At 61.6% G+C, this 17,083-nt stretch carries 14 protein-coding genes and 1 pseudogene; 6 read left to right on the plus strand and 9 right to left on the minus strand.

Annotation, left to right across the window (positions count from 1 at the left end; genetic code table 11):
* Positions 1-456 precede the first annotated feature (456 nt).
* The 3 genes from GGR03_RS14440 to GGR03_RS14450 form a co-directional block, all read right to left on the minus strand.
* On the minus strand, positions 457-723 hold the full coding sequence (locus GGR03_RS14440) for a hypothetical protein (protein ID WP_183209283.1): 267 nt from the start codon (positions 721-723) through the stop codon (positions 457-459).
* Positions 720-899 carry a hypothetical protein gene (locus GGR03_RS14445; RefSeq protein WP_183210096.1) on the minus strand — a complete coding sequence of 60 codons (180 nt, stop codon included), beginning with the start codon at positions 897-899 and terminating at the stop codon, positions 720-722. The genes GGR03_RS14440 and GGR03_RS14445 overlap by 4 nt, the downstream gene beginning before the upstream one ends.
* 86 nt (positions 900-985) lie before the next feature.
* Positions 986-1,240, minus strand: a complete 255-nt coding sequence (locus GGR03_RS14450; RefSeq protein WP_183209285.1) for a hypothetical protein — start codon at positions 1,238-1,240, stop codon at positions 986-988.
* Between the two features lie 206 nt (positions 1,241-1,446).
* On the opposite strand from GGR03_RS14450, the pseudogene GGR03_RS14455 reads away from it, so the two are divergent.
* Together GGR03_RS14455 and GGR03_RS14460 are read left to right on the plus strand one after the other, a co-directional pair.
* Positions 1,447-1,806 (plus strand): annotated as a pseudogene (locus tag GGR03_RS14455) (citrate/2-methylcitrate synthase); the annotation flags it as partial.
* 700 nt (positions 1,807-2,506) lie between these two features.
* Positions 2,507-2,851: a hypothetical protein gene (locus tag GGR03_RS14460; protein ID WP_183209289.1), complete on the plus strand. Its 345-nt coding sequence runs from the start codon at positions 2,507-2,509 to the stop codon at positions 2,849-2,851.
* A gap of 650 nt (positions 2,852-3,501) precedes the next feature.
* On the opposite strand, the gene GGR03_RS14465 is transcribed toward GGR03_RS14460, so the two are convergent.
* The 5 genes from GGR03_RS14465 to GGR03_RS14485 form a co-directional block, all read right to left on the minus strand.
* Positions 3,502-3,825, minus strand: a complete 324-nt coding sequence (locus GGR03_RS14465; RefSeq protein WP_183209291.1) for a YnfA family protein — start codon at positions 3,823-3,825, stop codon at positions 3,502-3,504.
* A gap of 49 nt (positions 3,826-3,874) precedes the next feature.
* A complete protein-coding gene (locus GGR03_RS14470) occupies positions 3,875-5,437 on the minus strand; it encodes an OpgD/OpgG family glucan biosynthesis protein (RefSeq protein WP_343058796.1) in 1,563 nt (520 codons plus the stop codon).
* A gap of 674 nt (positions 5,438-6,111) precedes the next feature.
* The gene (locus GGR03_RS14475) at positions 6,112-6,366 is read right to left on the minus strand and encodes a DUF5985 family protein (protein ID WP_183209295.1); all 255 of its coding nucleotides are present in this window, start codon (positions 6,364-6,366) and stop codon (positions 6,112-6,114) included.
* 8 nt (positions 6,367-6,374) lie between these two features.
* On the minus strand, positions 6,375-6,644 hold the full coding sequence (locus tag GGR03_RS14480) for a DUF5985 family protein (protein ID WP_183209298.1): 270 nt from the start codon (positions 6,642-6,644) through the stop codon (positions 6,375-6,377).
* A gap of 2 nt (positions 6,645-6,646) precedes the next feature.
* Positions 6,647-7,009: a hypothetical protein gene (locus GGR03_RS14485; RefSeq protein ID WP_183209300.1), complete on the minus strand. Its 363-nt coding sequence runs from the start codon at positions 7,007-7,009 to the stop codon at positions 6,647-6,649.
* A gap of 432 nt (positions 7,010-7,441) precedes the next feature.
* Between GGR03_RS14485 and GGR03_RS14490 the strand changes: the two genes are divergently transcribed.
* Positions 7,442-12,784, plus strand: coding sequence for a HAMP domain-containing protein (locus GGR03_RS14490; RefSeq protein WP_183210038.1), 5,343 nt, complete (start codon positions 7,442-7,444; stop codon positions 12,782-12,784).
* 2 nt (positions 12,785-12,786) lie between these two features.
* Positions 12,787-14,880, plus strand: coding sequence for a response regulator (locus GGR03_RS14495; RefSeq protein WP_183209302.1), 2,094 nt, complete (start codon positions 12,787-12,789; stop codon positions 14,878-14,880).
* A gap of 371 nt (positions 14,881-15,251) precedes the next feature.
* Here the strand turns inward: GGR03_RS14495 and GGR03_RS24325 are convergent, their stop codons facing one another.
* Entirely contained in the window at positions 15,252-15,560 is a 309-nt protein-coding gene (locus tag GGR03_RS24325) for a DUF1236 domain-containing protein (RefSeq protein WP_252920275.1), read from the minus strand.
* A 174-nt stretch (positions 15,561-15,734) separates the two neighbouring features.
* Here GGR03_RS24325 and GGR03_RS14505 point away from each other — a divergent pair, with 174 nt between their 5' ends.
* Both GGR03_RS14505 and GGR03_RS14510 read left to right on the plus strand, forming a co-directional pair.
* Entirely contained in the window at positions 15,735-16,622 is an 888-nt protein-coding gene (locus GGR03_RS14505; RefSeq protein WP_252920277.1) for a recombinase family protein, read from the plus strand.
* Positions 16,619-17,011, plus strand: coding sequence for a hypothetical protein (locus tag GGR03_RS14510; protein WP_183209304.1), 393 nt, complete (start codon positions 16,619-16,621; stop codon positions 17,009-17,011). The genes GGR03_RS14505 and GGR03_RS14510 overlap by 4 nt, the downstream gene beginning before the upstream one ends.
* Positions 17,012-17,083: the final 72 nt, after the last annotated feature.

Genomic DNA, 17,083 nt, shown 5'->3' on the forward strand with positions numbered 1-17,083 from the left:
GACCAGGTACGCTCACGGAAAAGGTGGAGAAGCTCGCCATTCAGGCGAATGTCACGCGTGCGCTTTTCAAGAAGCCGCTCAACCTCCGCCATTAACACGGGATTTTCCGCGTGGATCTGCATCCGGGCGGACATCTTTGACGGGCGGGCCGAAACTGCATTCTCCTGAAAGATCATCGGAGCAGTGTACCGGAGCGCATTCGACCGAGGCAACTTGCCGTGCCACCGGCGGCCGAACGTCGGTTAACGCGCCGTCTACTTCTTCTCATCGGCTTCACCGGCTGCCGAGCCACGCGATGCGGCACTCGGCAGAAGACAGCATGCCAAGACTGGCTTCCCGCGGACGGCGCTTAGCTGCCGATGAATATCTCACCGCACGGGCAGCCGGCGAGTCGCGCCCCGGATACCTCTCTGCGCCCACCGCGGGTCCCTGCGGCAGGGGTGATCCCAGTGACCACTACCGCTCATCCGCTCGCTTTGTGGTGTCCGTGTCATGGCGGAAGCCTGTTTGCCGCTCGATCTCGCGCATCACGCCCTTCCAGTGCCGGCCGCGGCGACGCAGCAACTGGCTACCCCTCCATCGCGCATCCCCACGCGCCACCCGCCAACGACTGCGCGCCTCGAGCCATGCGCCTTCAGGTCCGTACAGAGTGATCAGCACAGTCACCTCGCGCCGGATATCGGACGGGCGTCGGGAGAGGCGGGAGAGCAAGCGGCGGATCATGATCTGGCGTCCTGAGCTGCATCGGGATCATCTAATTTCAGCCCCATCCGGCAAAGGCAGCGGATCGCATCTGAACGAGTTGCAATTCCGTTGGCTACGCGCCATGCGTCGACGGCGGCTAGTTCCTCATCCGACATCATGATCGGGATGCGGTTCTTTGGAGGCAGCTTGGCCATGGCGCCCTCGCTGTAAGGGAAACATACGGAGCGAGCATAACTGGTGCAGTGAGTGTGGGAAGAATCGCGTTATGGCTTTCGCCGTTTCAGCGCTCGAACGGCGTCCCGGTGGCTTGCTTGATCGTGTTCGCCCGGACGCGCATGCTGATGTCCCGGCTGCCGCAGCGAGCGCACTTCACCGGTGGGTGCCATCTGACATAGCGCTGGTCGCGGCCCCATATCTCGATCGCGCGGCCGAGCGTCATGTCGAGATCGCGGCTGCAGCCTTCGCATATCCAAGCCAAGCCCATGCCTTCATCAAGCAGGTCGTCGAGGGTAGAGATGATGATAGGGGTGAGCATCAGCCAGCTTCTCCACAGACGAAAATTGCAGTGGATGAAGAACGCACCAGCACACCGTCCCCGATTTTCCCCCGCAACGAGGAGGATTTTCTCGGGATGTTCCGGATCGAGCCGTGATCAGTCGTACATGTCGGGGGAGGCAAAAGCCCGTATTCTGGCGGAGGAAGAGGCCCTCCTGTCGAACCCTCTCCAATTCGCTGGAGCGGCATCGCCTAACAGATCCGGTCGACCCAAGGGCGCCGCGTCTGATGCAACTGATGGAGGAAGCCGCCGCCAACGGCATCGTCGGCGGCCGCTTCGCGACGATCGCGCAGCTCATCGAGGCGACCCTTGCCGAACGCAAGGGCAAGGTGATCCCGATGAACATCGACGGGGCCACCGCCGTCGTCTACGCCGAACTCGGCTTTGCGCCACCGTTGTGCCGCGGCTTGTTCGTGCTGTCGCGCTCGGTGGGCATCCTCGCCCACACCTGGGAGCAGATGCAGCAGGGCGGCCGCAACAAGGGGCCGTTTCCCAGGGACGCGACCTGGACCTATTCCGGCGATCGATCGTCACCTGCGTCTTGATTTCGATCTGCGTCGATCCGAGGCACCACTTCCGGCAACCGACGCGCTCTTGCCGGCTGCGGTCAGGCCGATCAAATGACGCGCTACTCCGCCGTACGCACTTGCCTTCAAGGCCGGAAAGCGCCTGCTTCGTTGCGTCCATGGCCGCCGCGACATGCGCCTTCGCTGCCGACGTGTCTCTTAAGTACGTTTCCACGCCCCGGCTGCCCTGTCTGTCACAGGGCGCGGCTGTGGAAAGCCGAAGCTTACGAGACCGAAATGGCCAATCAACAGAATGTCGCCGCGTCCTTCCGCTTTGAAGTCGGCCAGGCCGTCCAACCCTCATGCGGACGAGTTCGCAAGGTGCGGTATTGTCAACGCAGTAGCTTGGGCACTGATTTTTACGTGTTACGCTACAAGGTCCGCGATCGTTCCTTGAGGGGCGAAGCTTTGATCGCCGCTTAACCAGACCGGCTGCTCCGGCAAGGGGCAGTCGTAGCGCCGCCCGCCACCACCCGGCGGGTGCAGGGCGCATAGCCTCACCAGCGCGCGCTCGACGCCCTGCCGCACCACCACGCGGCGGGGCGTTCGGTATGTGGAATGGGTGCGTGCCGCGCGGTGGGGCGGCTGTGTGAGAAATGCCGTTATGATGTCAGCACTTAACGCGGTAATCTTGCTTCACCGATGCCACCGTTCGTTCCGGTGCAACTAGGACTCAAAGATGACCAGTCACCCCAGCGACCATATCTATCTCGCCGATAAGGAAGTGGTTTCCGAAGTTGAAACCTTGCGTACGGCCCTCCCAACTTGGGTCATCAGCACTGTCGAACTCGTCGAGCTTGCAGAAAACGCGGAACGTGCCGCTGCGCACATCAATCCTGCGACAGCGGAACGCTCCCGCAACCTCATTATCGAAGTTGCCGAGTGGCAGCAAAAATTGAATGACTGGCAGCAGCTAGACCTTAGTCCTCGGCTGCTGGCGGAGCTGCGCATCCTCAAGGCGACTTTAGACGCGTCGATGGATGAGGCGAACGCCGCAGCAAACGAGCTCAAGCTCTTTGATTGAGCAACGGGGGGAGCGATGCGCTTCTCCGGCCTAGTGCCGGTCGCCTGTCTCCCGCTCGATCTTGCGCAAAGCGCGCCCTTGTAGCCCGCCGTGCGCCGAGGTCGGGCTGTGTGCCCAGACGCGGGATTATAATGCGCTGGTGCGACGCGTTACGTGGTACGAATGGGAAGCGCCGCCGACAATTGGCCTTGCGCCGGGACAGTGGGTCCTCGTCTACTGTCCTGCTAGCGCCTCGCCATTGGGACGTGGCGGGGCGCTTCCTTCCCTAGCGATGATCTCGTCTTGGACCCGGAGGTGCGCTTCTGCGACCTCGTCTTGCTCGTGACGCATAAGCACGTCCCACTCCGTCCGGCCTGCGGGCGTAGAAAGTCCTGCCCGGACCTCCACCATCCAGAGGCGCCAAGCATCGCAGTCGGCGGAAAGCTTGCTTAGGCGGTTAGCATCAAAGTCGCATAGTGAGCCGCGGTCTTTGAAGTCGACCGCAGCCGGAAGGGTGTCCTTGGTGGACATGAGTTGGCCAAACATACTGAGAGCAAGGGGCCGTGCGGCCGATACGAAACAACCGTGCCGACACGGATTAGGTTCCGTGGCATCGCCTAAGAGTGCCAAGCACCATCCTGAAGCTGCCGCCTGACAGGGCGCCTCCCGACCTAGTAGTTGCGAGGCGCCCAGATGATTATAGCAGCTCCGACGATGCAGATTGCTGCCCCGGACAAGTCCCACCGATCTGGCCGGGTGTTCTCAACGACCCAAAGCCACAGAATCGACGCAACGATGTAAACGCCCCCGTAGGCGGCATACGCGCGACCGGCATGAGCGGCATCCACAAGTGTCAGGAGGTAGGCAAAGAGGCAGAGGGAAGCCGTCGCGGGTATGAGCCACAGTGCCGATTTACCGAGCCTAAGCCACGCCCAAAAGCCGAAGCATCCAGCGATTTCGGCAAGGGCAGCACCGATATATGCAAATATGGCCATGCGACTGCTCTGCCATTCTGTCCCACTTACAACCTGGTAGCTCCGGCTATTATAGCGGTAATGTCGAATCGGGTTCTGTGGGGTCCCACCGGATTGTCCAGAACTCCGAGATGGCCTGGTCATTGAGTTTCAACACGCAGCGAACCTCTGGGGAGGATCCGTACTCCGCGCGGACATCGAGGAACACGCGCCACCCCTCGAGCGGCACATTGCGCAGAACGGTGGACGCGACGATTTCGGCGTTCGTCGCGCTGGCGTCCACCCTCAGTTCCACATCAGGTGCGAGATCCTTGAGAGGCCCCCCCGAAAAGTCGATGACGAATTTGCGGAGTGCAGGATCCGGACTCGATGCGATGCCGCCGACCCCCGTGTAAGTGCCGACGACGCGTGCGAGAACGGGGTTGACGGGCGGGTGCGGCCCCCAATGCAGGCGGTATTGGAAGAAGAACTCCTCTCCCGGAACCAGGGGGGCGTTCGGCGTCCAGAAAGCGACGATGTTGTCCTGGGTCTCATCCGGGGATGGCAGCTCGACCAGGCGAACCTCCCCTGCTCCCCAGCCGCCCACCGGCTCGACCCAGAGGCCCGGTCGCAGATCGTAGCGCGCTTCGAGATCGAGATAGTGGTTGAAGTCGCGGTCACGCTGAATGAGGCCAAACCCCTGGATGTTGTCGTCGGCATAGGCACTGATCTCGATCGCCTTCGGATTGCGAAGCGGCCGCAACAGCCAGTCGTTGGCCCCGGTACGGATCGAAAGCGCCTCCGAATCATGAATCTGCGGCCGGAAGTCGGAGACGCTGCCACGATCGGCTTCTCCCCGCATGAACATGCTGGTGATCGGGGCCAGTCCGATATTTTCGATCTTCCGACGGGCGAACAGCGAGACCGAGATGTCCATGACGGTGGACTCGCCTGGCGCCATCACGAAGCGGTAGGCACCTGCCACGCTTTCGCTGTCGAGCAAGGCGTGCAGGGTGACCGCGCTATCTCCGGGAGCGGGCTGCTCCAGCCAGAACGACTCGAAGTACGGGAATTCTTCCCCTGGCAGGCCGGAGCGGATCGCAAGGCCTCGCGCGGACAGGCCGTAACGTTCGCCCAGGCCGATCGCTCGAAAGTAGCTTGCACCGAGGAAGACAGCGAACTCGGAAACGTTCAGGCCATTCATGGGGTGATGCAGACGCAGTCCGGCAAACGCCGGATCTGCTACCGCCCGGATCGCCTCCGCCTCAGCGCCGAAGTCGAACATGTCCGGAACGTAGCGGATCGGCCGGGCGGCGCCCTCCGCAACCTCGAAAAGGGCCACCTCATGTTTGAAAAGGCCGCCAACATGGAAGAAGTCTGCCTGGAATGCCAGGTCGTCGCGGTTTGCCCAAAGCGCGCGGGACGGATTGAAGCGTATTGATCGATACTGGTCATAGGTGAGGTCTCCAGCAACGACCGGCTTTGGCACGTAGGGCTCCAAGGAGAGAAGCCTCGCTCGCTCTCGTATCTGCTGGGCAATCCCGCCGTATCCGACCTTGCGCGCTCCCTCCTGGGCTGCGGCGCCCTCACACCCCGCAGATGCGGCGCAGAGGCCCCCAAGAAAGACACGCCTCGAGAGAACTGTTCCAGTCACGAGCCTGTCCGCCGTGAAGTCGGTTTAATTAACGAAGACACGCAAGCGGAGGTCTCTTCAACACAAAATTTTGTGGAAACCAAGTCCCATAGGCGGGAAGTCGAGGTGATGATACAGCATAAAGCCGAACCAATCACCGTCAGGCAAGTATTCATAATTTTACCAGAGCTCAAATCGCTGCAAACCTATGAAGTAGGACAAATTATACTGGACAGAACTTAGTTGTAATTGTCAAATTATATACTAAAAGCAACCATATTCCTTAATCGACTCTTCTTAGATTGCCGCCTTAATAGTTTCCTAGAAAAATGCCGAAGTACTGGGCAATCATCATCAATGATCACGTAGGTGTCTAATCCCTCAAAGGCGAACTACTGAGGCGAGCGATGGCAGCATACGTCTCACGGCTTCCTGAGCTTATCCTCGGAAGTCATCGATCTCACCCGTGGAATGCGGCGCAGTGCCGCACGCAGAGCCTTGCACGGGCAAGGAGAATCATCTTGAGCGATCCGGCCTAGTCTTCAGTAATTGCAATGAAAGTGAGGAGAAGCTGCAAGCACAGCGACCAAGATGCATTTATCTCGATTAACGGGACGCGAATGGCCCGTTCATTTCCCGTTCAGGCGCCTACGCGGGCGCAACTGTAGCGAAAAAGATTGCAGGTGCCGCGGCGGTCACGCCCGCCGGTTCTTCCGGATGATTGCGACGATGATTAGCGTGAAGGCTGCGAGTCGCAGCAGGTAAATCCAGCTTCGCTCTTCATAGGGAAGGTCGGACATCACGAGAAGCGTCTGATTTAGTGCGAGTAGCCAGAAGGCCAGCGCGAAGGCCATGAACAGGAAATCCCCCGTTCGCCTCCAGAAGCGCAGGAAGAAAAGTCCCGAAATCAGGAAGCCGGCGGCAATCAGGCCTGACATGAATTCAAACATGATTGGTCCTACTCAATGTCCCAGACGAAGCCGAATAGTATGACTCCGACCGCGCCGACCGATGCTAGGTGGCGCACCAGCTGGAAGTCCATACCCGGGAATACGACTATGTCGAGGACTACGGCAAAGCTGTTGAGGGCAAGGAAACCGAAAGAGAGCCCGCTCCAGAAAAGCAGCTTTGCGCCGCTGTCGAAGAACGCTCGCATCAGAAGATAGGTGCATGTCAAGCTTGTTGCCAAGCAGAGAATGTATATCGCGACGGTAAGGGTGCCCGCCATGCTCATAACTTTCGAAAGCTGAAGGCGTCGGAAAAAGTCCTCAACTGGTCAGCGGGATTCTGCACGATCACCTTTCGCACTGCGCCCGGTCGCTTCCGGTAGAGGTCGTTCAACTGCTGGACCAGGAGATCATTGTCGGGATCGACGAGACTGTAGCAGACGCGGCCGTCGGTCTCGATTAGGACAAGCCCGCCCGCGACCAGCGCCTCGATGCTCTGCGTCACAACGACCTCGCTGCTGCGGAGTTCACTGACAAGCTCTTCCGGGGTCCAGCTACGCTGTTGACGATAAAGCAGGAGCAGCAGCTCGACGGACCAGATGGAACGGAAGGAGCTCTCTACGAAATCGTTGAGTTCACGGTTCATCAGGCCTCATCCGTCCGGCTTGGCGTGGGAACCGGCGCCTGCGTGCTCCGGAGCCCGGCGAAGTCTCAGCATTGGCGCTGCCAACCCTTTGGCCTTGAGTAAGGCAAGTGCCTGACGCTCTGACGCGGACACCCTTCGACGCTTTGGCTGTTAACCGTAAAAGAACGGTTTCACAAGGTTGCGGCGACCCGTGACAAGGGACCCGATGGCGCTTCGACCAGGTGTTCATCGTGGGGAAAACCGTCATTAATGGGAGTGGCAGCCAATCTGCGGCTTTCATTTGGTCGCATTCGTGCTTGCATGAGCTGAAATGGGGAAGCAGCGGTGGCTGCTGCCTTACTGACCTTCGAGACTGTTTCGGTCCAGTCCGCTCAGGATGGTGCCATCACGTTGGAGAATACTCCTGTGGACAAAGAGGTGACGACCGGCGAGATGGACCGGCGCAGATTGCTCGCGGCGCTGCGAACCTTCCGCCGCGGCGACTTCTCGGTTCGCTTATATGAGGATCACGAGGGGATTGACGGAGAGATCGCCCGGACCTTCAACGAGATCGTCGAGATCAACCAGGAAATAACAGGCGAGTTCGAGCGGCTCAGCCGGCTCGTCGGAAAGGACGGACGCATTGCCGAGCGTGGCAGCGTGCGTAACGCGGCCGGCGGATGGGAATCCAGTGTCCGGTCCGTAAACGAGCTGATCGAGGACATGGTGCAGCCTACGGCGGAAGTCGCCCGCGTCATCGGAGCGGTCGCCAAAGGCGATCTTTCGCAGTCAATGATGGTGGAGATCGACGGCCGTCCCCTGCGAGGAGAGTTCCTACGCATCGGCAAGATCGTCAACACGATGGTCGAGCAGCTCGCCTCCTTCACCTCGGAAGTGACGCGCGTTGCCCGCGAGGTTGGCACCGAAGGCAAGCTTGGCGGCCAGGCGCAGGTGGAGGGTGTCGCCGGCACCTGGAAGGACCTTACCGAAAACGTCAATGCGATGGCGACCAACCTGACGGGACAGGTCCGCAACATCGCCGAAGTGACCACCGCGGTGGCGCTCGGCGATCTTTCCAAGAAGATCACCGTCGACGTGAAGGGTGAGATCCTGGAGCTGAAGAACACCATCAACACGATGGTGGACCAGCTGAACTCCTTCGCCTCCGAGGTGACCCGCGTTGCGCGCGAGGTCGGCACCGACGGCAAGCTCGGCGGCCAGGCGCAGGTGCAGGGCGTCGCCGGCACATGGAAGGACCTTACTGAAAACGTCAATGCGATGGCGACCAACCTGACGGGGCAGGTCCGCAACATCGCCGAAGTGACCACTGCGGTGGCGCTCGGCGATCTTTCCAAGAAGATCACCGTCGACGTGAAGGGCGAAATCCTGGAGCTGAAGAACACCATCAACACGATGGTGGACCAGCTGAACTCCTTCGCCTCCGAGGTGACCCGCGTTGCCCGCGAGGTCGGCACGGAAGGCAAGCTCGGCGGGCAGGCGCAGGTACAGGGCGTCGCCGGCACTTGGAAGGACCTCACCGAAAACGTCAATGCGATGGCGACCAACCTGACGGGGCAGGTCCGCAACATCGCCGAAGTGACCACTGCGGTGGCGCTCGGCGATCTTTCCAAGAAGATCACCGTCGACGTGAAGGGCGAAATCCTGGAGCTGAAGAACACCATCAACACGATGGTGGACCAGCTGAACTCCTTCGCCTCCGAGGTGACCCGCGTTGCCCGCGAGGTTGGCACCGAAGGCAAGCTTGGCGGCCAGGCGCAGGTGCAGGGTGTCGCCGGCACATGGAAGGACCTTACCGAAAACGTCAACGCGATGGCGACCAACCTGACGGGGCAGGTCCGCAACATTGCCGAGGTGACCACCGCCGTGGCGCTCGGCGATCTCTCCAAGAAGATCACCGTCGACGTGAAGGGCGAAATTCTCGAACTCAAGAACACCATCAACACGATGGTGGACCAGCTGAACTCCTTCGCCTCCGAGGTGACCCGCGTTGCGCGCGAGGTCGGCACCGAGGGCAAGCTCGGCGGCCAGGCGCAGGTGCAGGGCGTCGCCGGCACGTGGAAGGACCTCACTGACAACGTCAATTCCATGGCGGAGAACCTCACCGGCCAGGTCCGCAACATTGCCGAAGTGACCACGGCGGTGGCCCGTGGCGACCTGTCGAAGAAGATCACCGTCGACGTGAAGGGTGAGATCCTGGAGCTAAAGGACACCATCAACACGATGGTGGACCAGCTGAACTCCTTCGCCTCCGAGGTGACGCGCGTCGCTCGCGAGGTTGGCACCGAGGGCAAGCTCGGGGGCCAGGCGCAGGTGCAGGGCGTCGCCGGCACCTGGAAGGACCTTACCGACAACGTCAACGCCATGGCCGCGAACCTGACAGGCCAGGTCCGCAACATTGCCGAAGTTACCACCGCGGTGGCGCTCGGCGATCTCTCCAAGAAGATCACCGTCGACGTGAAGGGTGAGATCCTGGAGCTGAAGGACACCATCAACACGATGGTGGACCAGCTGAACTCCTTCGCCTCCGAGGTGACCCGCGTTGCGCGCGAGGTCGGCACCGACGGCAAGCTCGGCGGCCAGGCGCAGGTCCGGGGCGTTGCCGGCACATGGAAAGGCCTCACCGACAACGTCAATTCCATGGCGGAAAACCTCACTGGCCAGGTCCGTAACATTGCCGAAGTGACCACGGCGGTGGCCCGTGGCGACCTGTCGAAGAAGATCACCGTTGACGTTAAGGGCGAGATCCTGGAGCTGAAGGACACCATCAACACGATGGTGGACCAGCTGAACTCCTTCGCCTCCGAGGTGACCCGCGTTGCGCGCGAGGTCGGCACCGAGGGCAAGCTCGGCGGCCAGGCGCAGGTGCAGGGCGTCGCCGGCACGTGGAAGGACCTCACTGACAACGTCAATCTGATGGCGACCAACCTGACCAATCAGGTGCGTGGCATTGCCGACGTCGTAACGGCCGTCGCAGAGGGCAACCTAAAGCGCAAACTTTCGGTGGACGCCAAGGGTGAGATCGCGACGCTCGCCGAGACGATCAACGGCATGATCGAGACCCTGGCAACTTTCGCCGACCAGGTGACCAACATGGCGCGAGAGGTCGGCATCGAGGGCAAGCTCGGCGGTCAGGCTCGCGTCCCAGGCGCCGCGGGCCTTTGGCGCGACCTCACCGACAACGTCAATCAGCTCGCAGCCAACCTGACGAACCAGGTGAGATCCATCGCGGATGTCGCGACGGCCGTGACCAAGGGCGATCTCTCGCGTTCCATCGCGGTGGAAGCCTCGGGCGAAATGGCCGTTCTGAAGGACAACATCAACGAGATGATCCGGAACCTCAAGGATCAGACCCTCAAGAACGCCGAGCAGGACTGGCTGAAGACCAACTTGGCCCGTTTCTCGCGCATGCTGCAGGGAGAGCGCGACCTGAAGACGGTCTCGACCCTGATCATGTCGGAGCTGGCGCCGCTAGTGAATGCGCAGTACGGCGTCTTCTACGTGACCACCCGCGAGGAGGACGCGCTGCATCTGGAGCTTGCCGCAAGCTACGGCGCGGAGAATGTGGCAAACCTCAAGCACCACGTCGCGTTGCGCGAGGGCCTGATCGGGCAGAGCGCTGCCGACAAGCGGGCGATCCTCCTGGAGGACGTTCCGCCCAACTTCTTACAGATATCGTCGGGTCTCGGCCGAGCCGACCCCGCCAACGTCATCATCCTGCCCGCCCTGTTCGAGGACGAGGTGCGGGCTGTCATCGAGCTCGCCTCTTTCGGCGAATTCCGGGAATCCCACCAGTCTTTCCTCAATCAGCTGATGGAATCGGTCGGCATCGTCCTCAACACGATCGCCGCCACCATGCGCACCGAGGACCTGCTGAAACAGTCGCAGCTTCTGACCGCCGAGCTGCAGGCGCGCCAGACCGAATTGACGACCAAGCAGGAAGAACTGCACGCCACGAACGAGGAGATGCAGGAGAAGGCCCAGCTTCTGGAGAACGAGAAGAAGCAGGTGGAGGCCAAGAACATCGAGATCGAGATGGCCCGCCGCGCCCTCGAGGAGAAGGCCGAACAGCTTGCCTTGACCTCGCGCTACAAGTCCGAGTTCCTGGCGAACATGAGCCACGAGTTGAGGACGCCGCTGAACTCGCTGATGATCCTTTCCAAACTGCTCGCCAGCAACCAGCAGGGCAACCTCGATGCCAAGCAGATCGAGTTTGCCAAGACGATCCACTCCGCGGGTACCGATCTTCTCAGCCTGATCAACGACATCCTCGACCTCTCGAAGATCGAGTCCGGCACCGTCTCGATCGAAGTCGGCGACATCTCACTCGCCGAACTGGCGCAGCATATGGAAAGAACCTTCCGGCAGATCGCCGCCGACAAGAACATCGGCTTCACGATCTCGTTCGCCGACAATGTCCCGGAAACGATCAAGAGCGATGAGAAGCGGCTGCAGCAGATCGTCCTTAACCTCCTGTCGAACGCCTTCAAGTTCACGGCCGCCGGTGAAGTGACGATTGATATCAAAGTTCCGGAAAACGGCTGGAACAGCGATCATGCTTCCCTCAACACAGCTGAGGGCGTTCTGTCGATCGCGGTAACCGACACCGGCATCGGCATCTCGAGCGACAAGCAGAAGCTGATCTTCGAGGCTTTCCAGCAGGCCGACGGCACGACCAGCCGCAAGTACGGGGGAACCGGCCTTGGCCTTTCGATCAGCCGCGAGATTGCCCGCCTTCTCGGCGGGGAACTCCACGTAAGGAGCAGGCCAGGCGAAGGGTCCACCTTCACGCTTTATATTCCCCTCCAGACTGTCGATACCGAGGCGGATGACGCCTCTCCGGAGCCCGGCCGGGACCTTGCTCCGCCCGCCGGAATCAGCTCTCCGCTCGCAGGCGCGCTGGAAGTCGCTGACGACCGCGGGACCATCTCGCAGGAGGATCGCGTTATCCTCATCGTCGAGGAGGACGTGGCACGCGCCAAGATGCTGTTGGATCTGGCGCGGAAAGCGGGTTTGAAAGGTGTCGTTTCCATCAGCGGGGCAGAGACTCTGGCGCTGGCACGAAAGCTGCAGCCCGACGGGCTGGCGGTGGACATAGAGCTTTCCGACATGAACGGCTCGGTGCTCCTCGATCTCCTGCGGCACGATACGCGAATTCGCCATTTGCCCATCCACGTTTTCTCCGGGACGTCGGAGGGGCTATGGGAGGCCGACGAGGTAGGCCGGGCCCCGATGGATATGGATCGCCTACATCAGAAGTTTCTGGAGATTGGCCTAGGGACCCGCAACGACGGGGAAGTCGAGCAGCACGAAAAACTCAACACGGACGCAGTCGATACGGCGATGCTGTCGGATGCCAAAGTGCTTATTGTCGACGACGACATACGCAACATCTACTCGCTGACCAGTGCACTGGAGACCTACGGAATTCATGTGCTCCATGCCGAGCGCGCCCGCGAAGGGCTGTCGATTCTCGAGGAGACCCCTGACATTGACGTCGCACTGATCGATATCATGATGCCGGAAATGGACGGTTACGAGCTCATCCGCGCGATCCGGAAGTACCCGCAGCACAAGCATTTGCCGCTGATCTCAGTGACCGCCAAAGCCATGCGCGGCGACCGCTCGAAGTGTCTGGAGGCGGGGGCTTCGGACTACGTTTCCAAGCCTGTCGACATCGAGCTTCTCCTGGCGCTGATGCGGGTCTGGGTCGCAAGGTCGCAATCCCGTCTGCGGCCGTATTCAAGCAGCGGCCAGCCGGCTGCGGTGGCGGAGTGACAATGCCAGTGAACTTCATGCCGGACGACGTTCCCGATTGGAAGGCGAAGCCCGCCGGCGGTCTGGCGGCCGAGCAGCTTGTCCCATTCGGAGATTACCGTCCGAAGGTGCTGGCCGTCGACGACGATCCGCGAAATCTGCTGGCTATCGAAGTCGTGCTGGAATCCGTCGCCGATGTCGTAACGGCGCGGTCGGGAGAGGAGGCGCTGCGGCTGCTCCTGAAGGAAGAGTTTGCCGTCATCCTGCTCGACGTGTTCATGCCCGGCCTCGACGGCTACGAGACGGCCCGTCTTCTGCGCCAGCGCAAGCAGTCCAAGCGCATCCCGATCATCTTTTTGACCGCGATTAACAAGGAAGACGCGCATATGCTTCGCGGCTACGACATGGGCGCGGTCGACTACGTCTTCAAACCCTTCGAGCCAACGATCCTGAAGTCAAAGGTCGCGGTCTTCGTCGACCTGTTCAACAAGACCCGCGAGATACGCGAGAAGGCAGACCTCGAGCAGCGCCTTCTAGAGCAAAACCTCAAGGCGAATGCCGAAAAGCTGCAGGTCGAGCAGGCGCTACGCCAGTCCGAGGAGCGTCAGGCGCTCATCCTGCGTTCCCTGCCGCTGGCCGTGTACGTTTCAGAGCGGCTGGTGGCAGGCGCTTCTCCGCATTTCATCGGTGGTGATCTCAAGAACCTGACCGGTTTTGACAGCACCGCGTTCGATGCCGATCCGAACTTGTGGACGAGCCGAGTCCATCCGGACGACAAGCCTTCTCTCGGAAATCTGGCGGGCACTCTCGACGCGAGCGGCGCGGCGGTGGCCCAGTACCGGTGGCAGTGCGCCGACGGCTCCTACAAGCATTTCCTGAACCACATCATCCTCCTGAAGGATGCCGAGGGCGTTGCGACCACGGTCGCGGGAACGGTCCTTGATGTGACGGACCGGCGCGAGCTCGAGGACCAGCTGATTCAGGCGCAGAAGATGGACGCGATTGGCAAGCTTACCGGCGGTATCGCGCACGACTTCAACAACCTGCTTGCATCCATCCTGGGCGGGCTGAAGCTGATAGAGCGGCGCATGCAGCCGACTGAGGAGGTTCAGAACATCATCAATCTAACTCGGCACGCCGCCGAACAGGGCGCTGGGCTGATCAGCCGCATGCTGACATTCTCTCGGCGCCAGCAGCTCGACCCGGACGTCTTGCATCTTTCGGACTTGGCGGCGAACATTAATGGGCTTTTAGGGCCGGCCTTGGGCGGCTTGATCCGGATGAATTGGCGGGTCGAAGACGACATTTGGCCTGCCTTCGTCGACTCGCGTCAACTCGAACTGGCGCTGATGAACTTAATCATCAATGCCCGCGATGCGATGCCCGACGGAGGCACGATAACCGTCCGTGGGGAGAACCAGACACTTTCCATCGACAACTCTGCCAACCTTCCGGCGGGCGACTACGTGGTCATGGTTGTCGAGGACACAGGCTGTGGCATTCCGGCGGACATTATCGAGCGGGTGATCGAGCCATTTTTCACGACGAAGGACGTGGGCAAGGGAACTGGCCTGGGGCTCTCCACCGTCTACGGTTTCGCCAGACAATCGGGCGGGACGCTGAAGATAGCGAGCTGCCTCGATCGCGGCACGCAGATCGGGCTCTGGCTGCCGCGGTCTGATCTCAAGGGGAGGCAGGAGCGCGGTCCGCGTCTTCCGGCCGTGCCGAAGGCGCCGACCATCCATGGTACTGCCGTGATTCTTCTCGTCGACGATTCGAGCAGCCTGCTGGCGACCACAGCAGCGCTGCTTCGCGACAGCGAGTTCCAAGTTGTTTGCGCTGGTGGGGGTGCCGAGGCGCTGGCGATCCTTGAAAAGGATCCCGACCGCTTCGACCTGATCATCACCGACTTTGCCATGCCGATCGTCTCGGGCGTCGAAGTCGTCCGCTTCGCTCGCAACCTGCGGTCCGATTGGCCTGCGATCATCATCACAGGATACGGGGACCTGACCGCGTTGGGAGCCCGGCCGACAGGCGTGCCGGTCCTCAGTAAGCCGTTTACCGAGGAAGAGCTCTTGGGCGCCATCCGGTCAGTCACTTCCAGCCGAATACCCTGAAGCGGGAAATGGCTGAGCTCGACGCGCTCGGATCAAATGCGGCACGTGGCGGGAGCCGTCTCGATTCGTCAAGGCGGCGGTAGGCTCCAGACGCAAGCATTTTCAACGCGCTCCGCCAATAGCCGGAGATAGCCTGTCAAATGTTATTGAACGATCGCCGCAATGAATAAGCCGTGGCAGGTTTTCCTGTGCGCTGCCGAGATTCCCGGGGATGCCGAGGCCTGCCGATGAGGCGCGCATCGTGATGCAGCAGAACTGGTTCGGGACTGCATCGCCCGATCGCGGGCAGTTGTGACAGCCGGCGGATACGACGACGCTCACGCCGCCCATCAAGGGCGACGCGAGCTTCGTCTGAAGAGGGTCCAGAAGACCTAACGGACGACGTAGACGACCTGACGGTTGCTCGGATCGACGAGGACCGGCTGCCCATTGACGTAGACGTAGCTGTATTCGTAATCCGGAATGGCCTGAAGCTCGACCGCCTCCGGAAGCTGCGCGCCGACAACGGCCTCGCCGTCGAGATAGACCGTCTCGACCGGGTTGGAGCGGACATACTCGACGCGCTCGTCCGGCGGGTTCAGAGCCGCACCGGCCACCAGGCCCGCCGCGCCGCCGACGGCAGCGCCGATCGGCCCGCCAACGACGGCGCCGATAACTGCACCCGTCGCTGCGCCACCCACTTCACCGGCGCCGCCGCTATCCTCGTAGGTAACGACCGGATACTCGGTGCGGCGTTCGGTAACAACGACGGTCTCCCGCCAATGTCGGCGGTCAGATACTGGCTGTAGGCCCAGCCCGCCGTGCCGTCGACGGTGACGCCGTGCTTTTGTCGTTCGCCCAGTTTCGAGCGCGAGGTGATCGGCGAGCGCATCCGCGACAAGGTGGCGGCGTCGCGCAAGCGCGGGATGTGGATGGGAGGCCACCCGCCGCTCGGCTACGACGTAAAGGACCGCAAGCTCGTCATTAACGCCTCGGAAGCGGCGCTGGTGCGGAGGATCTTCGACCGATTTATCGCGATCGGATCGGCGACGACGCTGGCGAACCAGTTGCGCCAGCAGGGGGTGCGTACCAAGCGCGGCCGACTGATCGATAAGGGCGACATCTACAAGCTGATCAACAACCGCGTCTATGTCGGTGAAGCGGTGCACAAGGGTACGGCCTATCCGGGCGAGCACGAGGCAATCGTCGGCCGAGCCCAGTTCGATAAGGTGCAGGCGATCCTTGCCGGCAACGCCCGCAGCCGTGCCACACGCACCCGAGCGCAGACACCGGCGCTCCTCAAGGGCCTGATCTTCGGTCCCACCGGGGCGGCGATGTCGCCGACGCACACGAGACGGCGGGGCCGGCTCTACCGCTACTATGTCAGCCAGTCGGTCCTGAAGGAGAGCAGGGCGGCCACCTGTCCGCTCCGCCGCATTCCGGCGGGGGAGATCGAGGCGGCGGTCATCGCACAGGTGCGGGGGCTGCTGGTGACGCCGGAGGTGGTGATCGGGGCGTGGCGCGCCGCGCGCAGCGAGATCGAAGACCTCTCGGAGGAGGATGTCCGCCAGCCGCTGGCACGTCTTGAGCCGCTCTGGGATGAGCTCTTCCCGGCCGAGCAGGCGCGGATCATCCAGCTCTTGGTCGAGAGGGTGGATGTCGGCCTTGAAGGCGCCGATATCCGCCTGCGGGTGGAGGGACTAGCGAGTATCGCGAAGGACCCAGCAGCGATCGGCGATCCAGACAGGAGAGCTGCGGCATGAGCAGCGTCGAGCATAAGACCATCACCATTCGCCCTTTGGCGATCCGCAAGCGAGGCGGTCGCAAGCTGGTCATCGCGCCGACCGGGGAGGTCGAGCTTCCTACCAGCCGCACCAGGATCGACAACAGCATGATCAAGGCGATTGCCCGAGGTCACCGCTGGAAAGGCCTGCTGGAAGCCGGCACGTTCGCCTCGATGGCCGAGCTTGCTGCGGCCGAGAAGATCAACCCGTCCTACCTCAGCCGCATCCTGCGGCTGACGTTGCTGTCGCCGAAACTGACACAGGCCATTCTCGACGGACGTCAGCCGGCTGCCGTGACCCTCGACCGACTGATGCGCCCGTTTCCTCTGGAGTGGGACAGGCAGGAGAGGGTGTTTGGGTGCACGTGAGCGAGTGTTGGCTTCGCTCGTCACCACAGTGCCAGCGACCTAACCAGCAACAGTGCCGCCACTGCATCGCAG

The organism is Aurantimonas endophytica, assembly GCF_014196845.1.
Taxonomy (GTDB): domain Bacteria; phylum Pseudomonadota; class Alphaproteobacteria; order Rhizobiales; family Rhizobiaceae; genus Aurantimonas; species Aurantimonas endophytica.

What these genes read in the sequence shown, in the direction of transcription:
- GGR03_RS14480 (WP_183209298.1), bottom strand. Translation starts at nt 6,644, where the DNA reads ATGGCGGGCACCCTTACCGTCGCGATATACATTCTCTGCTTGGCAACA.
- GGR03_RS14460 (WP_183209289.1), top strand. Translation starts at nt 2,507, where the DNA reads ATGACCAGTCACCCCAGCGACCATATCTATCTCGCCGATAAGGAAGTG.
- GGR03_RS14490 (WP_183210038.1), top strand. Translation starts at nt 7,442, where the DNA reads ATGGACCGGCGCAGATTGCTCGCGGCGCTGCGAACCTTCCGCCGCGGC.
- GGR03_RS14510 (WP_183209304.1), top strand. Translation starts at nt 16,619, where the DNA reads ATGAGCAGCGTCGAGCATAAGACCATCACCATTCGCCCTTTGGCGATC.
- GGR03_RS14440 (WP_183209283.1), bottom strand. Translation starts at nt 723, where the DNA reads ATGATCCGCCGCTTGCTCTCCCGCCTCTCCCGACGCCCGTCCGATATC.
- GGR03_RS14445 (WP_183210096.1), bottom strand. Translation starts at nt 899, where the DNA reads ATGGCCAAGCTGCCTCCAAAGAACCGCATCCCGATCATGATGTCGGAT.
- GGR03_RS14465 (WP_183209291.1), bottom strand. Translation starts at nt 3,825, where the DNA reads ATGGCCATATTTGCATATATCGGTGCTGCCCTTGCCGAAATCGCTGGA.
- GGR03_RS14495 (WP_183209302.1), top strand. Translation starts at nt 12,787, where the DNA reads ATGCCAGTGAACTTCATGCCGGACGACGTTCCCGATTGGAAGGCGAAG.
- GGR03_RS14450 (WP_183209285.1), bottom strand. Translation starts at nt 1,240, where the DNA reads ATGCTCACCCCTATCATCATCTCTACCCTCGACGACCTGCTTGATGAA.
- GGR03_RS14475 (WP_183209295.1), bottom strand. Translation starts at nt 6,366, where the DNA reads ATGTTTGAATTCATGTCAGGCCTGATTGCCGCCGGCTTCCTGATTTCG.
- GGR03_RS14485 (WP_183209300.1), bottom strand. Translation starts at nt 7,009, where the DNA reads ATGAACCGTGAACTCAACGATTTCGTAGAGAGCTCCTTCCGTTCCATC.